Source organism: Natronococcus sp. A-GB7, from assembly GCF_029688865.1.
Lineage (GTDB): Archaea > Halobacteriota > Halobacteria > Halobacteriales > Natrialbaceae > Natronococcus.
In genome coordinates, this window is sequence record NZ_JARUKV010000004.1 from 66,857 (window position 1) to 87,157 (window position 20,301).

22 protein-coding genes and 2 pseudogenes are annotated in these 20,301 nt (G+C 67.1%); 10 read left to right on the top strand and 14 right to left on the bottom strand.

Going from position 1 to position 20,301, the window contains the following annotated elements:
• Positions 1-299 precede the first annotated feature (299 nt).
• The 7 genes from QA609_RS04925 to hisC all read right to left on the bottom strand — a co-directional run bounded on the left by QA609_RS04925 (position 300) and on the right by hisC (position 4,814).
• Entirely contained in the window at positions 300-722 is a 423-nt protein-coding gene (locus QA609_RS04925) for a DUF3054 domain-containing protein (protein WP_278301468.1), read from the bottom strand.
• Between the two features lie 65 nt (positions 723-787).
• The gene (locus QA609_RS04930) at positions 788-1,180 is read right to left on the bottom strand and encodes a hypothetical protein (protein WP_278301469.1); all 393 of its coding nucleotides are present in this window, start codon (positions 1,178-1,180) and stop codon (positions 788-790) included.
• A 40-nt stretch (positions 1,181-1,220) separates the two neighbouring features.
• Positions 1,221-1,865 (bottom strand): triose-phosphate isomerase, encoded by a 645-nt coding sequence (tpiA, locus tag QA609_RS04935; RefSeq protein ID WP_278301470.1) that lies wholly within the window; start codon positions 1,863-1,865, stop codon positions 1,221-1,223.
• A 49-nt stretch (positions 1,866-1,914) separates the two neighbouring features.
• Positions 1,915-2,457 (bottom strand): multiprotein bridging factor aMBF1, encoded by a 543-nt coding sequence (locus QA609_RS04940; RefSeq protein ID WP_343233785.1) that lies wholly within the window; start codon positions 2,455-2,457, stop codon positions 1,915-1,917.
• Positions 2,458-2,533: 76 nt separating this feature from the next.
• Entirely contained in the window at positions 2,534-3,145 is a 612-nt protein-coding gene (locus QA609_RS04945) for a CDP-alcohol phosphatidyltransferase family protein (protein WP_278301471.1), read from the bottom strand.
• On the bottom strand, positions 3,142-3,687 hold the full coding sequence (locus QA609_RS04950; RefSeq protein WP_278301472.1) for an adenylate kinase family protein: 546 nt from the start codon (positions 3,685-3,687) through the stop codon (positions 3,142-3,144). The genes QA609_RS04945 and QA609_RS04950 overlap by 4 nt, the downstream gene beginning before the upstream one ends.
• Entirely contained in the window at positions 3,684-4,814 is a 1,131-nt protein-coding gene (hisC, locus tag QA609_RS04955) for a histidinol-phosphate transaminase (protein ID WP_278301473.1), read from the bottom strand. The genes QA609_RS04950 and hisC overlap by 4 nt, the downstream gene beginning before the upstream one ends.
• 202 nt (positions 4,815-5,016) lie before the next feature.
• On the opposite strand from hisC, the gene QA609_RS04960 reads away from it, so the two are divergent.
• Positions 5,017-6,354 (top strand): MFS transporter, encoded by a 1,338-nt coding sequence (locus QA609_RS04960; RefSeq protein ID WP_278301474.1) that lies wholly within the window; start codon positions 5,017-5,019, stop codon positions 6,352-6,354.
• 106 nt (positions 6,355-6,460) lie between these two features.
• Here the strand turns inward: QA609_RS04960 and QA609_RS04965 are convergent, their stop codons facing one another.
• Positions 6,461-6,880, bottom strand: a complete 420-nt coding sequence (locus QA609_RS04965; RefSeq protein ID WP_278301475.1) for a universal stress protein — start codon at positions 6,878-6,880, stop codon at positions 6,461-6,463.
• Between the two features lie 253 nt (positions 6,881-7,133).
• Here QA609_RS04965 and QA609_RS04970 point away from each other — a divergent pair, with 253 nt between their 5' ends.
• The gene (locus QA609_RS04970; RefSeq protein WP_278301476.1) at positions 7,134-8,288 is read left to right on the top strand and encodes an SPFH domain-containing protein; all 1,155 of its coding nucleotides are present in this window, start codon (positions 7,134-7,136) and stop codon (positions 8,286-8,288) included.
• 60 nt (positions 8,289-8,348) lie between these two features.
• Positions 8,349-9,560: pseudogene (locus tag QA609_RS04975) on the top strand (glycoside hydrolase family 68 protein); the annotation flags it as partial.
• Between the two features lie 91 nt (positions 9,561-9,651).
• Here the strand turns inward: QA609_RS04975 and QA609_RS04980 are convergent.
• Entirely contained in the window at positions 9,652-11,835 is a 2,184-nt protein-coding gene (locus QA609_RS04980) for a GH32 C-terminal domain-containing protein (protein WP_278301477.1), read from the bottom strand.
• 178 nt (positions 11,836-12,013) lie between these two features.
• On the opposite strand from QA609_RS04980, the gene QA609_RS04985 reads away from it, so the two are divergent.
• The 7 genes from QA609_RS04985 to QA609_RS05015 all read left to right on the top strand — a co-directional run bounded on the left by QA609_RS04985 (position 12,014) and on the right by QA609_RS05015 (position 16,737).
• Complete coding sequence (locus QA609_RS04985; protein WP_278301478.1) at positions 12,014-12,226, top strand: hypothetical protein; 213 nt, start codon at positions 12,014-12,016, stop codon at positions 12,224-12,226.
• Positions 12,227-12,298: 72 nt separating this feature from the next.
• Positions 12,299-12,712 (top strand): hypothetical protein, encoded by a 414-nt coding sequence (locus QA609_RS04990; RefSeq protein ID WP_278301479.1) that lies wholly within the window; start codon positions 12,299-12,301, stop codon positions 12,710-12,712.
• An 809-nt stretch (positions 12,713-13,521) separates the two neighbouring features.
• Entirely contained in the window at positions 13,522-13,698 is a 177-nt protein-coding gene (locus tag QA609_RS04995; RefSeq protein WP_278301480.1) for a hypothetical protein, read from the top strand.
• Positions 13,699-13,919: 221 nt separating this feature from the next.
• Positions 13,920-14,060: a hypothetical protein gene (locus QA609_RS05000; RefSeq protein ID WP_278301481.1), complete on the top strand. Its 141-nt coding sequence runs from the start codon at positions 13,920-13,922 to the stop codon at positions 14,058-14,060.
• 96 nt (positions 14,061-14,156) lie between these two features.
• On the top strand, positions 14,157-14,447 hold the full coding sequence (locus QA609_RS05005; protein ID WP_278301482.1) for a PadR family transcriptional regulator: 291 nt from the start codon (positions 14,157-14,159) through the stop codon (positions 14,445-14,447).
• A 203-nt stretch (positions 14,448-14,650) separates the two neighbouring features.
• Positions 14,651-15,595 carry a formyltransferase family protein gene (locus QA609_RS05010; protein ID WP_278301483.1) on the top strand — a complete coding sequence of 315 codons (945 nt, stop codon included), beginning with the start codon at positions 14,651-14,653 and terminating at the stop codon, positions 15,593-15,595.
• A 77-nt stretch (positions 15,596-15,672) separates the two neighbouring features.
• Positions 15,673-16,737, top strand: a complete 1,065-nt coding sequence (locus QA609_RS05015) for an alpha/beta fold hydrolase (protein ID WP_278301484.1) — start codon at positions 15,673-15,675, stop codon at positions 16,735-16,737.
• An 18-nt stretch (positions 16,738-16,755) separates the two neighbouring features.
• Here QA609_RS05015 and QA609_RS05020 read toward each other — a convergent pair whose 3' ends face one another.
• The 5 genes and pseudogenes from QA609_RS05020 to dnaJ all read right to left on the bottom strand — a co-directional run bounded on the left by QA609_RS05020 (position 16,756) and on the right by dnaJ (position 20,192).
• Positions 16,756-17,265, bottom strand: coding sequence for a DUF892 family protein (locus QA609_RS05020; protein ID WP_278301485.1), 510 nt, complete (start codon positions 17,263-17,265; stop codon positions 16,756-16,758).
• A 55-nt stretch (positions 17,266-17,320) separates the two neighbouring features.
• A complete protein-coding gene (locus tag QA609_RS05025; protein ID WP_278301486.1) occupies positions 17,321-17,893 on the bottom strand; it encodes an FAD-dependent oxidoreductase in 573 nt (190 codons plus the stop codon).
• Between the two features lie 59 nt (positions 17,894-17,952).
• Positions 17,953-18,690 (bottom strand): hypothetical protein, encoded by a 738-nt coding sequence (locus QA609_RS05030; RefSeq protein WP_278301487.1) that lies wholly within the window; start codon positions 18,688-18,690, stop codon positions 17,953-17,955.
• Positions 18,691-18,745: 55 nt separating this feature from the next.
• Positions 18,746-18,963: pseudogene (locus tag QA609_RS05035) on the bottom strand (DJ-1/PfpI family protein); the annotation flags it as partial.
• 71 nt (positions 18,964-19,034) lie between these two features.
• Complete coding sequence (dnaJ, locus tag QA609_RS05040) at positions 19,035-20,192, bottom strand: molecular chaperone DnaJ (RefSeq protein WP_278301488.1); 1,158 nt, start codon at positions 20,190-20,192, stop codon at positions 19,035-19,037.
• Positions 20,193-20,301: the final 109 nt, after the last annotated feature.

Here is a 20,301-nt window from a genome sequence, read left to right on the forward strand (position 1 = left end):
TATTAGCGAAGGGGGATTCTCATAACTTATGCGGCAATTATATTGTGACTTATACTGCCGTAATTATCGGCTCGAGGGGAAGCTATTCCCTGCGGTGTTCCGAACGTTCACCGATCGAATACGGAATAATCGCCAGACGGGGTCGGCCTGGGACCGTCAGTCGTCGGCTACGAAAAGTACACGGTCGATAATTATATTCTTTAGTAGGCGTATCAGGAAGAAAACATCCTGTCCGATTTCCGAGAGACCCGACGGACGGTCAGCGCTCGGAGTCGTCGGGCGGGCTCGTTCCGTTGCGCTCAGTGCCGGGAGCGGGCGTAGACCGCGTAGGCCCCGCGCCAGCCGACGAGCGCGAGCAGGCCGAACCCGGTCATCACGAGCGGAAACGGCCAGACCGCGCCGCCGTCGAACAGCGACGACGCCCGGAGGATCAGGCCGACGTTCGCCGCCGCGACCCAGGCCACCGTCGTTACGCGGACGGTGCGGGCGAGCGATGCGGCGACCCCGGGCGCGTACAGCCCCGCCAGCGGGGCCATCGCGAGCCAGCCGACGGCGAAGGGGACGACCGTCTCGAGGGCGGTCAGCGGCTCCCCGACCGGGTCGATGCCGTGGCTCAGCTGGCCGACGACGATGATCGCGGCGAGCAAGGCGAGATCGATCGCGCCGAGTACGAGACCCTCCCGGTCGATCGAGAGCGCGGACGAGCGGGGTGGCGTATCCATACCCGACTCTCGCGACCGCGTCCATATCGGTGTCTCGGTTCGGCGTCACGGGAACCGGAGCGTGGTTACTCGGCCTCTGGCGGTCGACTGACCGTCCCAAGGACGCGCTGGGAGAACTCCACCTCCGAAAGCTCGTCGTCGAGCGCTGCGAACCACTCCCCCTCGACGTGCCAGTGCCCCCGCGGGTCCCCGTCGGTCGAGCGCGAGGTCACCTCGAGCCGCCCTGGTGTCCAGTCGCGCTCCTCGGCGATCGCGAGCAGCATCCGAACCACCGAACTCACCTCGTCGGTCGTCACGAACGGCGCCTCGGCGACGGTTTCGTACTCGAGATCGATCGCCGCGCCGTCGGCTGGCGCCTCGCCACCGCCGCCGTCGGGCCAGGAGACGTCCGTGACGTAGATCCCGTTGCTCATCAGCCGATTCTCGAGTGCGACAGCGACGGCGTGGTCCGGTGACATACCACCGAGTTGGGCCGGTGTCCGTAAAAACGATTACCCGCTACAGCGGGTCGACGAGGTCCTCGAGCGCCGCGGCCGGATCGTCGGCCTTCGCGACGCCGCTGGCGAGCAGGACCCCTTCTGCGCCGAGGTCGCCCGCGGCGACGACGTCGTCACCGGTGCTGATACCCGCGCCACAGAGCACGGAGACGTCCGAGTCGACGTTCGCTGCGGCGTCGACGGCGTCCTCGACGACGTCGGGGTCGGCCTGGCTGACGGGAGTGCCGGTGCCGATGAGCTCCGGGGGTTCGACGGCGACCGCGTCCGGGCCGAGCGCCGCCGCGGCGCCGATCTGGGCCGGGTTGTTCGCACAGACGACGGTCTCGAGGTCGGCGCGTTCGGCCGCGCGAACCGAGCCGTCGATATCGGCCAGTTTCAGGCGCTGCTCGGAGTGGTTGATCAGCGTGCCGTCGGCGCCCGCGTCGGCGACCGACTCGGCGAGCGTGTGTCCGGTGTTGCTGCCGTGGTCGATCGGATCGACGTGCTGGGCCCAGGTCTCGACGCCCGTCTCGGCGACGCGCTCGAGGTGGGCGGCCTGGGGTGCGACGGCCAGTCGGGCGTCGGTCCGATCGTCGACGTCGCGGACGGCCTCCGCGACCTCGATCGGATCGCATGGGTAGGTCTTGAGGTTGACGAGAACGAACATACCAGAGACGCCCGTCGCCGGAGAGAAATAGCTTGCGAGTCGGTCCCAACTAGTCTTTGCGCTTGACGACGTCGCCGAGGGTGTAGCTACCCGACGCCGACCCGCCCGACCACTCCGAGTCCTCCGCCGAGCCGCCCTCGGCGTTCAGGTCGATCCCGAGGTGGCTCTCGAGTTTCGACTGCACCTGATCGCTGGGGAGGGTGTCGCCCCGCTCGATCTTCCGAACGAGGCTTGCCTTCTCGTTGAGCTCGTTCGCCAGCTCGGACTGGCTCAGCCCCTTCTGCTCGCGAGCGTTGCGGACGCGGTCGTCGTAGTCGGTCGCCAGCTCGTCCATGTCGTCGAACATATCCTGGCGGCGTGAGCCACCGGAGCTCGAGGACGTCGATCCGCCGCTCGTGGCGCCGCCGGAGCTCGAGGACGAACTCGAGGAACTCGAACCGGTCGAGTACTTCGTGGAGGAACTCGAGCTACTGGGCTGTTTCACCTCCGTCCCGAACTCCGTACAGTTCGAACACACGTCCAGCTTCGCACCCTCGACCTTGATCGTCTTCGGAGACGACGTCTCGGTGCCACACATCTCGCATTGAACCATGAGGGAGTCTATATCGTGACGCGTCATAAACCATGCGGCGCGGTCCCAGGCCCGCAGAAGCGGACGTGCGGGCCGGCTACTCGAGCGCGATCCAGGCGTAGTAAAAGCGCTGGAGCGCCGTGATGTGGCCGACGACCGCGAGGAAGACCAACAGCCAGCCGATCAGGGTCAGCCCGCCGTAGACTCCCGAGATGGGATAGGCGAGGAAGCCGACGAGCCCGATGAGCACCAGTCGGTCCGCGCGGCCGATGAGCCCGCCGTAGACTCGGTCGAGCCCGACCGCCTGAGCCTGCGTGCCGAGATAGGACGTCATCACGACACCGGTCACCGCCAGAAAACCCAGGAAGTAGCTCTCGATGCCGGCCGCCATCCCGCCAATGATGACGATGTCGGCGTAGCGGTCGATGACGTGATCGAGCAGGTCCCCGCCCGCGGAGGCGACGTTCTGCTCGCGGGCGAGCGCCCCGTCGATGACGTCGAGCCAGCCGTTCAGAAAGACCAGTATCGCGGCCGCGACGAACCAGATCGGCGCTACCCGTCCACCTAGCAGGAAGGCAAGCGCCGCCAGCACCGCCATCCCGAACGCCAGCAGGCTCACGCCGTTGGGCGTCATCCCCAGGCGGTCGAACCCCTCGACGAACGGGTCCAGCACGCCCGAGACGTAGGGACGGAGCTGATCCAGCGTCATTCGAGGTACCCCACGAAGTCGACCTCGCCGGCGCTTGGCTCCCGGTCGCCCGCGACGACGGCCTCGAGGTCGGCCGCGACCGCCTCGGGATCGCGGTCGGTGGTGTCGATCTCGTAGACCGACTCGAGGCCGTGTTCCTCGACCGCCTCCGCGAGGACGACGTCCAGCGCCTCGCTATCAGCGTTTTCGGCCGCTTTGGCCTCGCTCTCGCCGCGCTCGAGCAGGCGCCCCTCGAGCCGTGCGGGCTCGCAGCGCAAAACGACGACGCGATCCACCTCGAAGTGGTGTGCCAGGTGGGACTCGATCACCGCGCGCTCGTAGTCGGCGAGGCGGTCGGCCAGCGCGTCGAGGTCGGCGATCTTGCTCTCGCGGTCGGGGTCGATCGCGGTGTAGAGCTCCTCCTCCTCGAGGACCTCGTTGAGGTGGACGACCTCGAGGGCATCGCCCTCGATCGACGACTCGCCGTCCGCGAGCCGTTCCTCGAGCAGCGCCGTCGCGGTGGTCTTTCCGGTTCCCGGGGTGCCGGTGACGGCGATCCTCACGCGTCGGTCACCTCCCCGCGCTCTCGATCGAGGGCCAGATCCTCGAGGACGGCGTTTGCCGTCTCGACGGCGCGTTCGGTCTCCGCCTCGGTGCCACAGGTGATCCGGATACAGCCCGGCAGGCCAAAGCTCGAGCAGTCACGGACGATGATGCCCCGCTGCTGGAGCTCCTCGGTGACGGCCGTCGCGTCGCCGACCGCCGCGAGCGCGAAGTTCCCCTCGCTGGGCCAGACTCGCGCGTCGAGGTGCTCGCGCATGTACTCGCGGGAGTCCCGGGCCGTCGCGACGGTTCGCTCGACGTGCTCGTCGTCGTCGATCGCGGCCAGCCCCGCGCGACAGGCGATCTCGCTGGCCGCGAACGGGGTGTTCACGCGGGCGTAGGCGTCGGCCCACTCGTCGGGGACGATCGCGTATCCAAGTCGAACCCCGGCGAGGCCGTAGGCCTTCGAGAACGTCCGCAGGACCGCGATATCGTCGCGGGCCTCGAACCCGTTCCGGCCCTCGAGCAGGGAAACGGCGCTGTCGACGTCGGCGAACTCGCCGTAGGCCTCGTCGACGACGACGAGGGTGTCCTCGCCGGTCTTCTCGGCGATCTCCTCGACGGCCGCCAGTTCGATCGTCGAGCCCGAGGGGTTGTGCGGGCTCGTGAGGTAGACGATCCGCTCGCCGTCGTAGGCCGAGAGTACGGTCTCGGGCGTCTGTGAGAAGTCCTCGTCGCGCTCGAGGGTGTACTCCCGGACGTCGCCGTGGTGGAAGCGGGCGCTCATCCCGTAGTAGACAAAGCCCGGCGCGGGGACGAGCACGTCGTCGCCCGGCTCGAGGACCGCCCGGGAGAGGTAGTCGATCGCGCCGTCGCCGCCGTTTGCGAGCCAGACCTGTGCGGAGTCGACGGTCCAGCGGTCGGCGACGGCGTCGGCGAGGTCGGTGTGGGCGGATTTGGGGTAGGAGCTCATGCTCCCGGCCGCCTCCCGGACGGCGTCGGCGGCCGCGGGGGAGGGACCGTGGGGGTTCTCGTTCGAGGCGAGCTTGATGAACTCCGAGGGGTCGCGCCCGAGTTCGCGGGCGACCTCCTCGATGCCTCGACCCGCCTCGTAGGCGACGTGGTCGGACAGGTCGCGCGGTTGCATACGCGAACCCTGTTCCCGGCGGCTCTTAAGGGTGCTCACCTCGTCTCGTCGTTCTCCCGGATCCAACCAAGAATTATATCCGCACAGATAAATTTGGGCGGCCCGATATCGCTATTTCGACTTTCAGAGCTTCTACCCCATCAAGAGGGCTTTGGCATGAAGGCATAGAGATGTTGCATCACGGATAGTTTTGTGTGCCCGTATGACTCAGGACGCGGAACATAGTGACGAGTACGATCTCTCCGGGAGCCCCAGACGGGGACTGGTGATGGCGACGCTATCGTTTTTCGCCGGCCTCACGACGATCGCCTTCTACGGCGTTGCGGGGCCGACGTTTCAGGAAGCGCTCGGTATCTCCGGAGCGTTGCTTGGACTGCTGCTCTCCTCGCCACACATCAGCAAGGTCGTGCTCCGGGTGCCCTTTGGCGCCTGGGTCGACGACATCGGCGCGCGAAAACCGATCCTCATCCTCCTGGGGATGACGCTCGTCGGGTTCGTCGGCCTGGTCGGGACCCTGTTCCTGTTCTATCCAGACAACTTCGGCGCCCATCTCTACGTCCCGCTGCTCGTGTTCGGGATCCTGGCGGGCGCCGGGAGCGCGACGTTCTCGGTCGGCATCGCCCAGACCTCCTACTGGTTCCCCGAGGACGAACAGGGGTTCGCGATGGGCTTTTTCGGCGGCGCCGGGAACATCGGGCCGGGGATCATCAACGCCGTCATCCCCTTCCTCATCGGCGTCGCGGGACTGGCGCTCGCGTACTCGAGCTGGCTCGTCTTCATGCTCGCCGCGACCGCGCTGTACTTCGTCTACGGCGCCAACCCGTACTACTTTCAGCTCCTCGACAGGGGGCTCGACAGTGAGCGGGCACAGAGCGTCGCCGAGGACATGGGCCAGGAAGTGTTCCCGGGCGGCGGCACCTGGGACTCGCTGAAGGAGTCGTCGACGAACCGCTGGACCTGGGTGCTCGTCTTCCTCTACACCGTCTCCTACGGCGGCGGCTTCACCGCGCTGACGACGTGGTACCCGACCTACTGGAACCTCTTCCACGGGATGACGCTCTCGATGGCGGGGCTGTTCGCGGGGGTCTTCGTGGTCTACGGCTCGCTGGTCAGAATTCCCGGCGGCAGCCTGAGCGATCGGTTCGGCGGCGAGAACGTTGCCGCCGTCAGCTTCGCCGTGATGGTAGTCGGCGCGGGCATCGCCACCGTCTCCCAGGCCGTGATCCCCGCCTTCGTCGGGATGATGATACTGGGTACCGGGATGGGGGTCGCGAACGCCGCGGTGTTCGAACTCGTCCCGAAGTACGTGCCCGACGCCGTCGGCGGGGCCTCCGGCTGGATCGGCGGGATCGGCGGCGCCGGAACCCTCCTGGTGCTTCCGATCCTCGGCGTGTTCGTGGACGTCTACGGCGAGATCGGCTACGCTCGAGGGTTCGTCGTCATCGCGGGACTGAGTGCGATCTGCGTCGGCGTCTCGGTCCTGCTGAAGTTCTTCGGTCCCGAACCCGCCGAGGAGATCGACGAGTCCGCGATGCACTGACCGACGGATCGTCGTTTCGGCTACGCCGGCCGATATCACTCGCTCGAACGGTTTCGGAAACGAACGGGTCGCCGCACGAACTCGAAAAGGAGGGCGCCGTCGGTCGCTACAGTCGCGAGATCGTCACCGAAACCGGCGAGTTCCCGATGACGTTCTTGGCGACGCTGCCGACCAGGATCCCGGAGAGTCCCGACCGTCCGTGACTTCCCATAACGACGTGATCCACGTTCGTGGACTCGGCGACGTCGACGATCACCGACGACGGATCGCCCGTCTCGAGCACCGTCTCGACGGAGATGTCGTCGCCGAGCGTCCGTCGCGCGTCGTCGAACAGCTCTCGGGCCTCCTCCTCGCGCTCCTCTCGAATACCTTCCGCCGCGGCGCCGGCCGCGCCGTAGGTGACCTCGTCCATCTCGAGGACGTGCAACAACACGATCTCTCCCGGGTCGAACAGTTCCGTTGCCTCCTCGAGTGCCGCTCGAGCGGGGTCCGAGTCGTCGATCGGGACCAGCAGTCGTTCGTTCACGTGTCCGGCCACGCTAGCGCTACCGGAAAGGATTGTGCCTGCTTCCCAAAGCGCGGGGTCGGCTACGGGTCGAGGCGAGCTCGGGGGATCGACCCGCGTGTGAGCGCGACGACCACCGAGGGGTGTCCGCGCCGGTTCGCGACTCGGATCCGTCGGTGGAAACCGGACGATACCGGCAAGCTCGACCGGAAAGTGGTACTCTCTCACATATTCCTGAACGAAGAGTTATTCGAACGGAACCCCTGACTCGAGTATGAACGAACTGGTGGCAACAGTCCTCCAACTCGAGGACCCGGGGATCGATCCGATGCTGTTTATCGGTGCCCTCGTCCTCGCGGTCGCCGCGATCACGGTCTGGCAGATGGTCGAGATCGTCGACGCCTACAACCGGGGTGCACTGACGGTCTTCGGGGAGTACCGCAAGCTGCTTCAGCCGGGGTTGAACATCGTGCCGCCGTTCGTCTCGCGGGTCTACACCTTCGACATGCGGACCCAGACGATCGACGTGCCGACCCAGGAAGCGATCACGCGTGACAACTCGCCCGTCACGGCCGACGCCGTCGTCTACATCCGCGTGATGGACGCAAAGCGGGCGTTCCTCGAGGTCGACGACTACAAGAACGCCGTCTCGAACCTCGCCCAGACGACCCTCCGCGCCGTGCTGGGCGACATGGAGCTCGACGACACGCTCAGCCGCCGGGAGATGATCAACGAGCGGATCCGCCAGGAGCTCGACGAGCCCACCGACGAGTGGGGCATCCGCGTCGAGAGCGTCGAGGTCCGGGAGGTCACCCCGTCGCCGGACGTCAAGGGCGCGATGGAACAGCAGACCTCCGCCGAACGGAAACGCCGCGCGATGATCCTCGAGGCACAGGGTGAACGCCGCAGCGCCGTCGAGAAGGCGGAAGGTGAGAAGCAGTCGAACATCATCCGCGCCCAGGGTGAGAAGCAGAGCCAGATCCTCGAGGCGCAGGGTGACTCGATTTCGACGGTCCTGCGTGCGAAATCCGCCGAATCGATGGGCGAGCGTGCGGTCATCGACAAGGGGATGGACGCCCTCGAAAACATCGGTCAGAGCGAGTCGACGACGTTCGTCATGCCCCAGGAGCTCACGTCGATGGTCGGGCGCTACGGCAAGCATCTCTCGGGGAGCGACGTCCAGCAACAGGACGGCCGGCTCGAGAGTCTCGATTTCGACGACGAAACTCGCGAGCTGATCGGCCTCGACGACATCAGCAAGATCCTCGGCGAGATCGACGAGGAGCTCGAGATGGACGTCGAGGCGATGGAACAGGAGGCCCAGGCGATCCAGGAGGGCGAGGATATGGGCCAGAGCCCGGACAGCATCGACGTGCCGCGAGACGAAGTGGAGACGCCGGGCGAGGAGCCGGAAGCCGACAGTCAGTAAGCTGGCTCGAGGCGGTCGGAGTTCACATCGTTTTTCTACCGCGCTCGCGGACGCTACGGCATGCACGACGATCCACGGTCCGCTCGAGAGGAGCGGACGATCTCGCGGTGGACGCGCTCGCAGGCGGCCGCGATCCGGCGCAGCGAGGAGACGCTCGCGCCGGTCGTCTACCCGCCCGCCGAGGACATCGATCCGGCCCTGCACATCTGGGACACCTGGTTCTTGCGCAACCGCGACGGGACGATCGCCGAGATCGACGGCTACCGCGTAATTCTCTCGCTGACGGCACCTGCTGACCTCCTGCCGGGCAAGCGCCACGACGTGGCGACGATCCGGTACTTCTACTCGCGGGACGGCCGCGAGTGGACCTGCGGCGGTCGGGTCTTCGCTGGGGACGCCCCGTTCGGCTCGCGCCAGTGGGCCGGCTCCGCCCTCTACGACGACGACGGCCAGCTGTACCTCTACTACACCGCCTCGGGAACCCGCGACGAGACCGATCTCACCTACACCCAGCGCCTCGCCGTCGGTTCGGGTGGGACGATCGAAACCGACGACGACGGCCTCGAGATCTCGGGGCCGTTCGACCACGAGATCTTACTCGAGCCAGACGGCACCGAGTACGAGCGCGAGGAGCAGTCCCGGGGGATGATCTACACGTTCCGGGATCCCTGGTTCTTCGAGGACCCCCGGACCGGGGAGACCTGCCTGCTGTTCGAGGCCAACACCCCGGTTCCCGACCCCGAACTCGAGAGCGACCGGTACGACGCCGACCCCGAACACCTCGATTTCAACGGCAGCGTCGGGATCGCCGTCTCGCCGTCGGGCGATCCGACCGACTGGGAGCTCCGATCCCCGATCCTCGAGGGCGTCGGCACCAACCAGGAGCTCGAACGACCGCACGTCGTCGTCCAGGACGGTCGCTACTACCTCTTCCTCTCGAGTCACGAGCACACCTTCGCCGAGGGGCTCGAGGGGTACGACGCGCTGTACGGCTTCGTCGCGGACTCGCTTCGGGGCGAGTACGTCCCGCTGAACGAGTCGGGGCTCGTGCTCACCAATCCGGAGAGTGCGCCGTTCCAGACCTACTCCTGGCTGGCCTACCCCCACCGCGAGGAGGTGCTGGTCAGCAGCTTCTTCAACTACTACGACCTGCGCGGGCTCTCGCTGGACGACGTAGCCAACCTCCCCGACGACGAGCAGCAGCGTCGGTTCGGCGGCACCCTCGCCCCGACGGTTCGGCTGGGCGTCGACGGAACCGAGACGCGGGTGCTCGGCGTGCTGGATCACGGTCACCTGCCGCTACCCCGCGAGGAACTCCCCTCGCTGCTCGCCTCGTACCGCGGTGGGGCGACGGGAGCGAGTACTAGTTCTCCGGACCGACCGGGCGTTCCGACTCCCGCTCCGATTCGGCTCCGACGCCGGGCCAGGCGGAGCCGAGCGTCCACACCTCGAGATCCTCGAAGACGGCCCGCCCGTCGGCGGCGTACAGCGCGATGCCGTCGCTGTCGGGTCGGGTCGGGAAGATCCGCGTCGTCAGGCAGTGGCGGTCGTTCGCGAAGACCTCGAGGACGGAGCCGTCGACGAACAGCCGCAGCGACAGGCTCTCGTCGACCGGCGTGACGGGCATCGAGATCGGCTCGCTCGAGGCGCGGTGGTCGGTCGTCGACGCCGAGCGGTCGACGACGAGATCGCTCTCGCGGGTGTACCGCAGCAGGGTCTCCTCCTCGCCGTCGGGCGATCCACACACGACGAGCCCGCACTCGTCGGCGTCGTCGAGGCGGATCTCGGCCCGGAGTTCGAACGACCGACTGTCGAGAGGAAGATCGCGGCGTTCGTCGGCGAGCGCGGGGGAGCCGTCGTAGCCGCGTTCCTCCCGAAGCGCTGTCAGCTCGGCTGCGGGCCGCTGTCGGAGCCGACCCGCCTCGTCGAGGTCGATCTCGCGGGGCAGCGAGAGGGTGCCCGACCAGCCCGCATCCCACTGAGCCTCGGGGCTGCGGTCGGGTTTGATCCACCCCCAGGTGAGCCACCGACCGTCGTCGTCCCGCAGCGACTGGGGCGCGTAGAACGCGCCGTGGTCGAGCAGCCCCGTCCGCTCGACCTCGAGCGAGCCCCCGGCGTAGTCGCCCAGATAGTACCGAACCGCCTCGTAGTTCGAGACGTGCAGCAGCCGCTTCTCGCCGAGGTCGAGCAGTTCGGGACACTCCCAGATCACGCCGTCCGTCTCGGCCTCGCCTGAGAGGATCGGCCCCTCGTAGGTCCAGTCGGTGAAGTCGTCGTCCTCGCTGGTGTACAGCAGCGCCGTCCCGCCGCCGTCCTCGATACCCGAGCCGATGAGGTGGTGCCAGATGCCGTCCTCGAGCCAGACGTTGTGATCGCGAAACTCCGCGCGCCAGTGGTCGCTCGAGCGAAGCGGCGGCTCGACCGGAACCGACTTGATGACCGGATTTTCGGACGACTTCTCCCAGCCGGTTAGCTCGTCGTCCGTCGCCGTCGCCAGACAGGGCAACTGGACGTCGTCCCGGCCCCCGGTGTAGAGGATCTGGGGCGTGCCGTCGACGTCGACCGCACAGCCCGACCAGCAGCCGTCCCGGTCCGGGCCGTCCGGCGAGGGCGTCAGCGCGATCGGGCGATCCTCCCAGGTCACCAGATCGTCGCTCACCGCGTGCCCCCAGTGGATCGTGCCGTGGTGGGGACCGCCCGGATTGTACTGGTAGAAGGCGTGGTACGTCCCGTTCCACTTGATCATCCCGTTCGGATCGTTGAGCCAGTTACCCGGCGGCGAGACGTGGTACCGGGGTCGGTGGTGGTCGTCGGCCAACCGCTTGCGGTCGGCCGACAGCGCGGGGGTTCCCCCGGGATCGTGCTCGAGAAGCCGGCCCTCCCCGCCGAGCACCGCGAGGAGGTTCCGGAGCAGGCGATCCCGATTGTGGGCGGCGTCCCCAGATAGGGGTCCGTCGAATCGAACCCCGGTTCCCAGGCCGGCGACGTCGCCGTTGCCGATCCGCCAGCCCAGCAGCGCGGTCTCGTGGGGCCGTTCCCCGTCGGCCCGGAGCGTGCTCGCGAGGACGGCTCCCCGACGGGGAAGGATCCCCTCGTAGCGCGCGAACGGCTGCTCACCCTCCGGCGAGGCGGTCGGCACCCGCAGCCCCTCGAGTCCCTCGAAGACCGGTCGATCGGCGCGAAGCGACTTCACGAGCAGTCCCGTCGTCCCTTCCTCCGTTCCCGCGGTATCGGGGCCGACCGGGTCGATCCCGAGCGCAGGGACGGCCTCGAGCGCCCGCAGGGACAGCAACAGTCCGCCGCCGTCCGCGAGAAACGCCTCGAGCGCGGCGCTTGCGTCCTCGGCGACGGCGTCGTCGGCGGGCTCGGCGCGGTGCCACCAGAGGACGTCGTACTCGGCGAGTCGGACGCCGTCTCCGGCGACGGCCGCGAGTGAGATCGTCTCGACGTCGACCCCGGCCGCCTCACACCACTCGAGGGCGGCGCGCTGTTCCGGCGAGGGCTCGCCGGCGACCAGGAATCCGACGGTCTCCGCTGGTTCGCTCATCTACTCCCAATGCGGCGTCGGACGCTAATAGGCGTGCCGACGTCGGGTCGGGGTCGGATCGGGGGCTCTCGGGCCGTCGGGCCCGGCAATATCGGCAGAATCGTCGCCCAGCTGACCGGTTTCCGCCTGGAGGTTCAGGGGCGTACTATTTCCTCGTGGCGCCCTTAGAACTGGTACGATGTCCACCAGTACCAGCAACGGCGGTTTCGGCGGCTCGTCGGCGAACAGGCTCAGTATCGTTTCGACGGTGATCGACGCGGGTCTCGCGTTCGCCCGCGGGCGACCCAAGAGCGCGCTGCTGTTGCTCGCCGCGGCCGCGCTCTCGACGCGGATTCCCGGACTCGGGACGGCGACTTCGATCCTGCTGCGCGTGATCCACCGGCTCCGGTAGCTCGAGAGCGATTCCGAGCGTGCCGTCCGGCAACGGCAAAGCAATTTGTTTCGTGCCGTGGGCGTATATCGTATGCGACGGCGAACGCTGCTGGGCGGACTCGCCGGCGGCCTCGTCGGGTTCGCCGCCCCCGAAGACGACGCAACGGCGTCGCTCGAGCGCCGCGACCAGCGCTGTGCGAGCGACGAGGACGACGCGGCGACGGTTCGGATCGACGAGGGCGCGCTCGTCCTCGAGGGACTCATCCGAACGCCGACACCCTGTCACGCCCTCGTCCTCGAGTCGGTCTCCCGGGAGCGCGACGTACTCGAGGTGACTATCGGCGTCGGCGACCCGGACGGCTTTTGCGTGCAGTGTCTCGGCGTCGTCGAGTACCTCTTCGAGATCGAACTCGACGGCCGAGAGCCCGACTGCGTCGCGGTCTTCCACGAGCGACGCGACGAGACGGTTCGGGTCGCTCGAGGCGAGCCCCAGCGGGCGAACTAAACGAGGGGTAAAATAGCGGTTTCACCGTGAAGAAGAGTTTTTGACAGAAACTGCGAACTGCTCCCTTATGAATCGACGAACGGTTCTCGCCGGCGTCGGCACCGCGGTCGGGCCGTCCAGACGGCGTCCACCGTCAGTAACTTCGGACGGAAAGTATTTATTGCAGCATGCTTTTTTATGAAACGGCCGGCGAAATACTGCCTTCGACAGGCATCGCTCGTGAGTTTCCCCGGCCACTCCCCTCCCCCCATCGCTGCTCTTTCGGGAGCGTCCGACCTCACACAGCGAGCGACTGGAGCGTCGGTTCATCGGACCGTTCGTGTCGATCCGTGATTCGGATGCACGACGCATCGGTCCGCAGTTGAACTGCGATCCCTCCAGTATGTTTAGCCGCACCTCGGAACTTCTTATTATACCTGACTAATAAAAAGATTATTGTAACCACCCTAAGTAGAACCACGTGGTCGGTGGGGGAGTTATTCGGACTGCCCTAACGGTCAGAGGTCATGCCTTCACCCTCGATCCCACCGACCTCGCACCACGAACCAGATACGAACCACACGGAGCGAGCTGAAGCGGGACTTCACCTCGCGCGGTTTCTCGGAACGTTCGATCGCCAGTCGTGACTGAACCGACTCGGCCTCCCCACCGCCCGCCCCCGCTCGAGTGGGGCCCGACGACGGCGAGGACCGGACACGGTTGCGCCAGTCGTCCGTCGAACAGCGTAGTTGTTACACCCGTAGTGACAGCTCGAGTACTACGTTCGTATTCACGGACGGCTTATACCGATCGATGGTGATAGGACGCGTATGGCGTCCAAAACCAGGGCTGCCGGGACGTGTACGAAGTGTGGAAACGTATTCGCAGTCCGGCAGTCGGACGGCGGAGCGATCGAGCCGATCGGCGTCCGCCAGTGTTCCTGCGGAGGCACGTCGTTCGAGGTGCTGGAGAGCGGGCCGACCGATCCATACGCGACCTCCGAGTAAGCGGATCTCGACACCGGACCGTCCCGTCCGACCGCAACGCTACCGCGAGACATCGTCGTTGATTCGTCCGTTTCGTCCGTTCGCCGTGTGTGCGTTCGCTCGAGCGTGCTTGTCGCCGTGAGAGCCATCCCTCGAGCGCGTCCCCCCGGTTCGTGTCGGTCCGACTACCGGTTCGCTACCGTGTAAAAAGAGGTATCGTCCCACACGGTGTACCGAAGACGATGCGATCCGAGTGTCGAACCTGTCGCTGGAGCGGGGACGCGAACGAACTCAACTGGCGGGTTCGCGACGGGGATCCGAGCGTCGGGGGCGAACGAATCTGTCCCGAGTGTCGTGGTACCGACGTGGGCCTCTCGGGGTGATCGTCGTTCGAGACCGTCCAGTCGAGACGCGCGGATCGGATGCGGGAATCGGTCGATTCCGATATCGTATTATATCAATAGCTCAATCGAGAAAACATGTATGATCTAACCGGCTTTCAGCGGGACCTCCTGTACGTCATCGAGGGGGAAGACGAGCCCCACGGGCTGGCGATCCAGGAGGAACTCGAGGAGTACTACGAGAAGGACATCCACCACGGGCGGCTGTACCCGAACCTCGACACGCTCGTCGACAAGGGACTCGTCGAGAAGGGGCAGGTCGACCGACGGACGAACTTCTACACCGTTACGCGACGAGGTAAGCGCGAACTCGAGGCGCGCCGGGAGTGGGAACAGCAGTACGTCGACGAACTACTCTCGGAGTCGTAGTCGGCGTCCTCGGTTATTCTCTTCGGGCGGTCGACAGCGAGTCCGCACCGGGCCGAGCGCTCTCGCCTACCGCCGAACTGCGTCCGACAGCTTCGACGAGCGGGTCCGCCCTCGCTCGAGCCGGTTTCCGTCCCTGTTCGGAGCCCGTAACCGAACGCACGGAGACTGTAACTAAGGGGGAAACGGGCGGACGAACGTACACCATGACACGATCCGGACCGGAGACGATCGGGATCCTGGCCGATCCGTATCTCAACGAGTGGCAGGTCCGCGCCCTCGAACGGCTACAGGCCGACCACGACGTGACGGTGTCGCTGGTCGTTACGAACGAGGAGAAAGCCGACGACGACCCCGAGGCGTGGAACACGCGAAACCGGATCGGACTGGCGGACGCCCGACAGTTCGTCGACCTCCTCGAACGTCAGCGGGCGTGGGCGCTCGTGCTCGCGGAGCGAAACGTCGCGAAGCTGATCGGCGAGGAGCGACCGCTCTGGCGGCGTCGATCGATCGAGAACGTCGCCGCCCTCGCCGAGGCCGACCACGTCCGGTGTGAACCGGAGACGGACGGCGCCTGGTACGAGTTTCCCGACGACGTCGTCGATCGCGTCGCCGAAGAGTGTGACGCCCTGGTGCTCTTCGGCTTCGGACTCGTCCGCGGGCCGATCCTCGAAGCGACCGAGTTCGGCGTGCTAAGCTTCCACCCCGCCGACATTCGGTCGTACCGTGGGATGGGGCCGCCGGCGGTGTTTCACGACGGGCAGGACCGGTGTGGCGCCACGCTCCAGCGGCTCAACGAGTCGATCGACGGGGGCGAGATCGTCGCCTACGACGACGTCCCGATCGACGACTGCCCGACGCTGTGGGACGTCTTCGATCGCGTCGTGGACCGACAGACCTCGCTGCTGAGCGAGGGCGTCGCCAACCTTCGGGATCCGACGTTCGAGCCGACGACCGTCCCCGAGGCCGAGCTGGGCGAGGTGTACTACCGGAAACTGCGCCACAGCCTCTCGTTTTCGGGACGCATCCTGCTGAAGAACCTCGCCGGACGCGCCGAGCGACGGCTTCGGCGAGGGAGCGGGGCCGTCGAATCGCCGACCGGTTCGACCCCGCCCGCCTCGAGGCCGGGTCGCCCGCGCTCCGGTGATTAGCCACGACGCGACTCCGCAGCGTTGAACTCTGCAAGGATGCGGTTCAACCGTATGGCCCGTTCGACTACGGACGACAGATGGATCCCCTCGAGCTCTCGCGTCAGCTCACGGACCGGGCCGTCCGAGCCCCCCGAAAGCTCGGGCAGGCGCCGTATCGAACGCTCCAGCTCGCCGCGGTCGAGCCGGGTGAAACGCCGTACGACGTGGTCTACGAGGAGCACCCGGTTCGGCTCCGGCGGTACGACCCGGAGCAGGCGACCGACGCGACGCCGGTAGTGATCGCCTACGCGTTCATCAACGATCCCTCAATCCTCGATTTCTCGCCGGATCGAAGCGTCTTCGGACGGTTCCTCGATCGAGGAATCCCCGTCTACGTCGTCGACTGGGGAGATCCGTCGCCGATCGATCGCTCGCTCGGGCTCGAGGATTACGTGACGCGATTCCTCGCGAACTGCGTCGACGCCGTCCGCGAGCGGGAGGGGACCGAGGCGGTACACCTGCTTGGCTACTCGACGTCCGTCCCGCTCGTCGTCGCCTACGCCGCCCTGTTTCCGGATCGCGTCCGGACGCTCGTCCTTCAGGGACCGCCGATCGACTTTCGTGCCGGAGACGACATGGAGCTGTTTCGGACGCTCGCCACCGGACACGACCACGATCGGGTCTCGAGGGCGTTCGACGCCGTTCCGACGCCGCTGCTCGAGATCGGCCTCGCGTGTCGCAGACCGGTCGAGTACACCGTCACCGCGCCGCTTTGGCTCTGGGATCGACTGGACGATCCCGCGTTCGTCGAGCAACAGGGGCGGAAACTCGAGTGGGTCCAGGGTGGCCCCGACATTCCGGCGCGGCTCTACCGCGAGTTCGTCGAGGATCTGCTCCTCGAGAACCGGCTGATCGAGAACGACCTCGAACTCGGCGGTCGACGGGTCGACTTGTCGGCGATCGACGCCCCGACTCTGCTGGTCCTCGGTGAGGACGACAGGTTCGTGCCTCGGGCAGCGAGCGTCCCGATCCTCGAGGAGATCGGAAGCGACGAGGCCGAGATCGTCGAGCTCCCGACCGGCCACGTCGGACTCTCCGTGGCGGAAGTGGCCCACGAACGGGGGTGGCCGCGGATCGTCGACTGGCTCGCAGAGCGGGGCTGAGTTGGCCGCCGAGACCCCCTACGTCGGCGTCAGTCGATCCCACAGCGACTTCATCTCGGCGGCGGCCGCCAGCGTGTCGAGTTCGCCGTGGGCCGACTGCTCCTCGTCGTAGTTCGCCTCGAGGGGCTCTCTGACCGTCTCGTCGAGCCCGAGTTCGGTCGCGAGCATCGATAGCCCCTCGTAAGTCGTCATCTCGACCCGTTCGGTCATCAATCCCGCGTTGAGGTAGACGGTGTCGAGCAGATCCTCGTCGTCGATCTGGGCCTCGAAGCCGCGCCGCTGGGCGTCGATCGCGTCGAGGATCGGCGCCTCGCGGGTCTCCGCCCGAACGTCGAGGGCCTCGAAGACGGCCTCGAGTCGCTCGATCTGGGCTCGCGTCTCGTCGCGGTGGTCGGCGAAGCTCTGGGTTAATCGCCCGTTGTTCGCGTTCGTCGCCAGCTCGTCGAGAGTCTCGACGAGTTCCCGCTCGACGTAGTACTGCTGGCGGAGTTTGTAGACGAACAGTCCCTCGAGTGTGTCGATGCTCATCCTACGCTAACAAGCGCCCGCCGCACGAATAGTCGCCGACCACGAACACGCAGGGCTACTCCGACTCGAACGTCGGGACGTCGGCCGGCGTATCGAAGTCGTGGTAGTGTTCGCCCTTCTCGGCGCTGAGGATGTCGAGTGCCGCCGCGCCGCCGTCGCCGGCGGCGATGACCGCCTGCCACTCCTCGGCGCGAACCATCGCGCCCGTCGCGTAGCAGTTCTCGACGCTCGTCTCCATGCTGAGGTTCACGTCGACGGTATCGTCGTCGTCGAACTCACAACCGATCTCCTCGGCGATCGATCGGTTGGCGCCGGTCGCGAGGACGACGTAACTCGCATCGTACTCGCTGTCCGCGGTCTCGATCCGGAACCCGTCGTCGGTCTCCTCGACGTCGGTTACCTTCTCGGTCATGTGGAGGTCGGCCCCCCGGTCCTGGACCTGACCCCGGGTAACCGACATGAACTCGCTGCCGCTGATGCTGCGAATCCCCGGGTAGTTGAACAGGTGGGCCTTGTGCATCCACGTCTCGTCAGTGTCGAAGACGGCCGTCTCGAGGCCGTTCTTCGCGGTGAACAGCGCCGCGCTCAGTCCGGCCGCGCCGCCGCCGACGATGGCTACTTCTGGCATGAAGTGGCATACCACGGAGAGGCAGTAAACGGTTGTGAAAGGGGGCGTGCGTTCCGGTATCAGTAGTCGACCTCTTCGACGTCGATCCGCGCGGGCTCGGGGGCGGGATCGCTCGAGACGGCGACGTCCCCGCGTTTCTCGTGGGCGCCCCCGTCACCGTCGGCGAGAACGATCGTCGCCTCCGCGAGCAGCGGCGCGATCAGGCCCGCAATCACGGTTCCGAGAGTCGACAGCGGCGCCCGGACGACGACCCGATCGTCGGCCTCGAGGCCGCGATCGTCGACGACTCCGCGGGCCGCCTCGAGCGCCTCGCCGTGGGTGAGCGTCCGCTCGCCGTCGGTCACCAGCGCCGTCTCGGGATCGATCGAAAGCGGGGGGAAGGAGGGGTTCTCGCTCCAGAGCCCGGCGTCGAAGTGGTGGACGCCCGGCTGGTCGGGCTTGTCGCCGTAGTAGACTCGCTGGGCCCCCGGGGGGAGCTCGTAGGCGCTTCCCTCGTCGGTCGGCGCGACGAGGGTTCGGAACCGCTCGTCGTCGGCGAGGTCGGTCGGCGGATCGAACCGCGTGGTCCCCTCGAGCAGGGTCGTCCCGAAGAAGGCGAGCAGCGAGAGAGGTCCCTCGCCGACGACGCCGACGGTGACGCCCTCGCGCACGCCCGAGTGGCGGAGGAAGTTGCCGGCCTTCCAGGAGGAGGTACAGAGCCAGTGGTGGTCGTACTCGCGCCCGGTCGCGTCGACCAGCGTCGTCCGGTCGCCGCGTCGCTCCCGCGCGAGCAGGTCGTCGACTGTCGCGGCGTTCATACGAGCCACTGGGAACCGATCCCAAAAAAGCGCGCCGACTCGCGGGCGTCGGTCGTCAGTCATCGGCCGCCTCCGCCGGCTGCTCGAGGTCGGTCCCCAGTGGATCGAGAACCGCCGCGAGCCACTCGGGGTGGTCGGCCCAGACCTGGGCGGTCACGAGGGTGCCGTCCCGCGCGACGCCCTCTTCGAACTCCGCGCCAGCCTGGCGCACATCGCCCTCGAGCGCGGGATAGGTCTACAGGCCCGTCCCTCGAGGACGTCCGCGGCCGCGAGGCTCACCACGGTCAGGAACACTCACACGGAGCTATAGGTCGTTATCGCGTATCGAAACCGGACCGCGCCGCTCAGAACGCCCGCTTGATCTTCTCGAAGAAGCCCTCGTTGACCTCGATCTCGTCACCGCCGGCCTCGGCGAACGCCTCGAGGGCGTCGCGCTGTTCCTCGTTGAGCGAGTCGGGCGTGACGATCTGGACCTTGACGTAGAGGTCGCCCTGGCCGCGGCCGCGCAGTCGGGGCATCCCCTTCCCCTGCAGGCGGAACGTCTCCCCGCTCTGGGTCCCTTCGGGGACGTCGAACTCGACGCTGCCGTCCAGCGTCGGCACCTGAACCGTGTCGCCGAACGTCGCCTGCGGGAACGAGATCGGGAGCCGGTGGCGCAGGTCGTCGCCCTCGCGCTCGAACTCGTCGTGCTCGGCGACCGCAACGTCGATCAGCAGGTCGCCGCGGGGGCCGCCCTCGGGGCTCGGCGATCCCTCCCGTTCCATCCGGAGGGTCTGGCCGCTCTGGATCCCAGCAGGCACTTCGACGGTCAGCGTCGCCTCGCCGCGGACGTATCCCTCGCCGCGGCAGTCGCCGCAGGTCTCCGAGTACAGCGTTCCCTCGCCCTCACAGCGCGGACAGGCGGTCGTCTGCTGAACGCGACCCAGCGGCGTCTGTTGGACCTGGGTCACCTGGCCCCGCCCCTGACACTCGGGGCAGGTCTGGGCGTCGGCACTCGGCGGGTGACCCTCGCCGTCACAGGTGTCACAGGCCTCGGGTCGCTCGACCGTGAACTGCTTCTCGACGCCCTCGTAGGCCTCCTCGAGCGTGATCTCGAGTTCGGTTCGCAGATCGCGTCCCTTGCGCGGGCGCTGGCGACCGCGACCGCCGCCGCCCCCGAAGACCTGCTCGAAGATGTCGCCGAGACCGCCGCCACCCATGCCACCGCCCATACCGCCGAACGGGTCCCCGCCCATCCCGCCGGCACCGCCGCCGCCGGCGTCGTAGCCGTGCTTTTCGGCCTGCTCGTAGCGGTCGTGGCCCATCCGATCGTAGGCCTCGCGCTTCTCCTCGTCGGTCAACACCTGCTTTGCCTTCTGGATCTTCTTGAACTTCTCCTCGGCGTCGGGGTCGTCGCTGACGTCCGGGTGGTACTCCGTGGCCTTCTCCCGGTAGGCGCTTTTGATCTCGTCGGCCGAGGCGTCGCGACTCACGCCGAGAACGTCGTAGAAATCCTCACTCATTCGTTGTGGGCGTTACTCGGTTGAGACACTTGAAACGACCGTTCCCCCGCAGCGGACTTCGTTCCGAACGACGGCGTCGTGCTCGGACGGCGCGTTGCCGTCAGTGACG